Origin of the sequence: Pseudomonas sp. W2Oct36 (assembly GCF_041060465.1) — a bacterium.
GTDB lineage: Bacteria > Pseudomonadota > Gammaproteobacteria > Pseudomonadales > Pseudomonadaceae > Aquipseudomonas > Aquipseudomonas graminis_B.
In genome coordinates this window covers 88,188-93,159 of the sequence record NZ_JAUERW010000013.1, presented here as the reverse complement: position 1 = coordinate 93,159, position 4,972 = coordinate 88,188, and the positions used below count along the sequence as shown (strand labels likewise).

The following is a 4,972-nucleotide window of genomic DNA, read 5'->3' as shown; positions in this document are numbered from 1 at the left end:
TCTTTCACCTGTTTGTATCGGCAAGGCTCAACCCGCAGGCCGCGCAACGGCGGCCCACAACGTTGTGAGAAAAGAGTGGGTGGCCGCTGACGACCACCGTTGTGACGGGCTTTGTTTGAAGGCCCGGGCTCAGCGCGCCAGCTTGAGTGCCACGCGGGGCTCGGCCTGGGCCTGCAACGACCCATGGGCAGAGCGCGCCGAACACGGTGGCTGCTGATCGCCGAAGATCGATTCGACGACTTCCTGGGAGCGGATCGCCAGCACCGACAACAGCGTGTCGCTCAAGCCGTGGCTGTCTTCGCAGCAACCCTGCAGGAAGATGCCCGCTTCGCTGCCGGGGGTCAGGGGCAAACGGTAGTGCCGGTCGACGTTGGCGCCCTCGATGTATTGCTGAATGCCCGAGAGCAGCTCCAGGTGATAGTCGCGGCGGTAGCCGGTGGCGAGCACGACAACGTCGAAGGACTCGCTGTGCATCTGGTCATGGGGCGCATCGCGCAGGAACAGCTCAATGCCGTCGGCGGCCACTTCGGCGTGGACCACTTCACGGTTGGTGAGCATGCGGTGACGCTCTTCGCCGCGCACCTTTTGCTGGTACATGCGCTGGAAAATCGTCTCGATCAGATCGGTGTCGACCACCGAATAGTTGGTGTTGCGGAACTCGTCGAACAGCGCGACGCGACGCTCCTGACTGTGGTTGAAAATAGTGTCGGTGAACGACGGGTTGAAGATCTGATTGACGAAGGGGCTGTCATCGGACGGCTTCAGCGCGCTGCCGCGAATCACCAAAGTGGCCTCGACGTTGTCGAAACGCGAGGCCAGGTCTTCGAAGATTTCCGCTGCGCTCTGACCGCCGCCGACCACCGCCACGCGCACCGGGCCGGGGCGATTGGCGAGGAGTTTTTCGATGCCGCCGCGGTAGCCGGCAGAGTGCAGCACGCGGGCATCTTCCAGACCGTCGAAGGCCACTGGCGCCTGGGGAATGCCGCCGATGCCGAACACCAGATTGCGCGCGCGACGGCGGGAGATTTCGCCGTGCTCATCGCGGGACAACACGTCCATGGCGACGAAGCGGCCGTCTTCGAAATGCGGTTCCACCGACATCACTTCGGCACCGTAATGGGCCTGTTCGTTGAAATGCGAGGCGGCCCAAGTCAGGTAATCGGTGTATTCCTCGCGGGTCGGGAAGAAGGTCTTCAGGTTGATGAAGTCCTGCAGGCGGCCGCGCTCGTTGAGGTAGTTGACGAAGGTGAAACGGCTGGCCGGATTGCGCAGGGTCACCAGGTCCTTGAGAAAGGAAATCTGCATGGTGGAACCGTCGATCAGCATGCCTTCGTGCCAGTTGAACGCCGGCTTTTTCTCGAGGAAACACACGTGGGGCGCCAGACCGCTGCGCTGGGCATGCTCCTGGGTGGCAATGGCCAAAGCCAGGTTCGACGGGCCGAAACCGATGCCGATGAAGTCGTAGACGAGTTCCATGCTTCCCTCTCGTAAGGCGCGACGCGCGATCGACTCCGGCAAGCCGCGCGACAAAATCGCTGGCGCCGGATGGCAGTTCACGCGCATCAAAAATGTTTAAGACTGATTCTCATTAACATGACGACTGAGGCTGACGGCTGTTTAGTCGCAGTCGCCGAAAATTCTTACAACGCCTCTACTGTCTTCATCTGGTAGGCAGCGCCAATCTCTTCCACCGCGTCGCGGCTGGCGTTTTCCCGGCGATCACCCTGCAGTTCGCTGAGCTGCCCGGACTCCATCTTCACCAGGCGGTCGGCCAGGTCGAAATACTGGTCGTCGTGGCTGATGGCGAACACCGTCACGCCGGCTTTTTTGAACATCGGCAGCAGCTCGCGGTAGAAGAAGCGGCGGAACAACGGGTCCTGATCGGCGGCCCATTCGTCCAGCAGCAGGATGTCGCGCTTCTCCAGCAGCGCCAGCATCAGCGCCAGACGCTTGCGCTGACCTTGGGAAAAACGCGTGTCGAGCAAGTGCCCGTCGGCGAGCTGCACCTTGTGCTTCATGTGCAGTTTCTCCAGCCAGTGCTCGACGTCAGCGACTTCAGCGTTCTGCCCATCGGCGCCGAGCAATTGAGCGAAAAGATGGAAGTCGGTGAACACGCTGGCGAACAGCTGACGATAGGCCAGCCAGTCGTCCGAGCCGATGACCTGGCCGTCGATCAGGATCGCCCCCGCCGACGGTCGATACAAACCGCTGAGCAAGCGCGCCAGGCTGGATTTGCCGCTGCCGTTGCCACCCATGAGGAACACCGTTTCGCCCCGGCGCAGGGTCAGGTTGACCGGGCCGACATCGAAACCGGGCTCGTCACCCTGGGGCGCATAGTGGTATTCAACGTCACGCAGTTCGAGGGTTTGCCAGTGGCCGGCGATGTGGCTCGGGGCGACGTCAAAGCTTTCGTGGTGCTCGGCCAGGGCCAGGGACTCGACTTTATCCAGCGCCACGCGCCCGGAGATCTGCGCCGGAATCGCTGCCACCGCCAGCACCAGCGGCGTGCGCATGAACAGCACGGTCAGCGCGTAGGTCGCCGCCACTTCCGTCGGCGCCCAGCCCAGGCCGTTGGCCAGGTAAAACGCCAGGCCAATGGTGCCGAGGACCATGATGTTGGCCCAGTTGCTGGCCAGGCCGTGATAACGATCGGCCAGGGTGAAATGCTCGCGGTAGCGCTGGGCGGCGACGTCGAAGGTTTCCTCGTACAGCCGGCGCGCGCGGTCGCGGTTGAGGGTCAGCTCCTTGCGCCCGTCGATCACCCCTTGATAGCTCTGATAGAGCTTGTCTTCGGACTCACGCAGCGCGCGGATGTGGGCGTTGAGCTTACCCACCAGCAGCCAGCCCACCCCCAACGTGAAAGCCATCCAGCACAAGGTGGTGATGAACAGCGACGGCGACAGCCAGGCCAGGTAACTGAACGACGCGATGCTGAGCACCGAGCCGTAGATCAGGTCCGGCAGCTGCACGAAGGCCATGGTCACCGCGCGAATGTCGCTGGACAGGCTGGCAAAAATCTTCGCCCCGCCGATGGATTCGATGCGCTCGATGTTGGTGTCCAGCAGGCGCTTGACCATCACCCGGCGCAGGCCGTAGACGAACCGGTGACCCAGGGCGGTCAGCGACAACGACGCCCCGGACGCCAGCGCCAGCAGCACGGCGAGCATCAGGCCAAACTGCCACAGCGCGGTGCCGAGGCCTTCGTGGCTGCTGATCATGCGTTGGTTGACGAAGGCAATCACGCCGACGCTCAACAGCCCGCTGCTGACGCTCAGCAGCAGCACCATCGCAAGCGGCCAGCGGTATTGCTGGAAGACCAGACGAACTAATTTCATGGATGACTCCGGGCAGTGAAAACGGGGGACATGGCGCGGCGGTGGCTAGAGCTCGCCGAGCCGCGCGCGGCAGTGAGACAAGGTGTCGCGCAGGAGGAAGTTGACCATCGTCGGCGAGGTGCCGATGACCTTGGCCACGTCGCGCTGGGTGTAGCCCTGGATCTGGCTGAGGTCGAAGACGATGCGCATGCGCTTGGGCAGTTCGTTGAGCGCCCCGACCAGCTGATCCAGTGACTCGCGACCGGCCAGCACACGTTCGGGGGACACCTCGAAACGTATCTGCTCTTCATGCTCGGCTTCGGCGCCGTGGTTGCGTTCAAGACGCTGGCGGCGAAGACGGTCGATGGACAGATTGCGCACGACGCGAAACATGTAGCGCGCCGGTTCCGCAGACGCCAGGTCGCTTTCGAGCATCTTCACGAAAGCGTCCTGGACCACGTCCTCGGCGCGGGCGCGACAGCCAAGGAATTTTGCCGCCAGGCGCATCAGCGCCTCGCGGTGGGTGTTGTAGGTGCCCATCAGCGCCTCGAGGCGCGGGTCTCTCGCGCCACGGGTGGCGCCAACACACGGTGAGCCGAGCCGGGTGGGCTGGCTCATTGCAGGGCGAAAATCCATCTTGTTCGACATCCCTGGTAACAAAGGAACGCGAAGGATAACGCAAACGATTCTCATTGCAACGTAAGAAAGTTTACCGATTGGTGAAACTTTCTCGCCGCACCCTGAGTCGTTTCGGCCCTGCAATCCTCATTTCATAAGGCGCAGCTCCAGGTATTGCAGGAGCATGATGGTCTTGCCGTCATTGATTTCACCGCTTTCCACCATGGCGATGGCCCGCTCGAAGTTCAGCTCCAGCACCTCGATGTCTTCGCCCTCCTCTTCCAGTCCGCCGCCGTCGCTGACTCGATCGTCGGGCTGGTATTCGCCGATGAAAAAGTGAATGCGCTCGGTCACTGAACCGGGGCTCATGAAGGCATCGAAGATTTTCTTCACCGAGCGCACGACGTAGCCGGTCTCTTCCTCGGCTTCCAGGCGAATGCGCTCTTCGGGGCTGGCGTTGTCCAGCAACCCTGCTGCCGCTTCAATCAAATAACCGCTGTGACCGTTGACGAAGGCCGGCATGCGGAACTGGCGGGTCAGCACCACGGTCCGGCGTTCGAGGTTGTACAACAGAATCGTCGCGCCATTGCCCCGGTCGTACACCTCGCGGGTCTGCGACTGCCAACTGCCGTCGCGGCGTTGCAGCTCGAAGCTGTATTTCTTGAGCACGTACCAGTTGTCAGAGAGGAGTTGTTCATCGGTGAGGCGGATGGGGGTGGAAGGCATGGTGGTCCTTATGGGTAGGGAGTGGTTGGATTTGGCTCATTGAGTTGGCGCAGCTGCAGGGATTTAAGCAACGACACGGAATTGTGAAAGTGACACGGATTTTGTGGGGGCGAGGTTGCTCGCGAAGAGGCCGAGGCATCCGTTACATCTCTGGCGCCTGAAATGCCGCCTTCGTGAGCAAGCTCACTCCCACATTGCCTACATGTGCCACTTCATCTGCGTTCCTGGCAAAACCCCGAACTATTGTTTCCATCGATTGCCAACATAGTCACGAACGCCGTTCAGTTTGCCTGTGCAAATCCGGATGATGGCGA

General features: G+C 61.7%; 4 protein-coding genes. All 4 read right to left on the bottom strand.

What is annotated here, in order from left to right; translation table 11 throughout:
- Positions 1 to 129: 129 nt before the first annotated feature.
- The 4 genes from QWI18_RS17485 to nudK all read right to left on the bottom strand — a co-directional run bounded on the left by QWI18_RS17485 (position 130) and on the right by nudK (position 4,658).
- On the bottom strand, positions 130 to 1,476 hold the full coding sequence (locus QWI18_RS17485; RefSeq protein ID WP_369319379.1) for a lysine N(6)-hydroxylase/L-ornithine N(5)-oxygenase family protein: 1,347 nt from the start codon (positions 1,474 to 1,476) through the stop codon (positions 130 to 132).
- Between the two features lie 164 nt (positions 1,477 to 1,640).
- On the bottom strand, positions 1,641 to 3,335 hold the full coding sequence (locus QWI18_RS17480; RefSeq protein WP_192134216.1) for a multidrug ABC transporter permease/ATP-binding protein: 1,695 nt from the start codon (positions 3,333 to 3,335) through the stop codon (positions 1,641 to 1,643).
- A gap of 45 nt (positions 3,336 to 3,380) precedes the next feature.
- Positions 3,381 to 3,932, bottom strand: coding sequence for a sigma-70 family RNA polymerase sigma factor (locus tag QWI18_RS17475; RefSeq protein ID WP_167355800.1), 552 nt, complete (start codon positions 3,930 to 3,932; stop codon positions 3,381 to 3,383).
- 147 nt (positions 3,933 to 4,079) lie between these two features.
- Positions 4,080 to 4,658 carry a GDP-mannose pyrophosphatase NudK gene (gene nudK / locus QWI18_RS17470; RefSeq protein ID WP_369319378.1) on the bottom strand — a complete coding sequence of 193 codons (579 nt, stop codon included), beginning with the start codon at positions 4,656 to 4,658 and terminating at the stop codon, positions 4,080 to 4,082.
- Positions 4,659 to 4,972 lie beyond the last annotated feature (314 nt).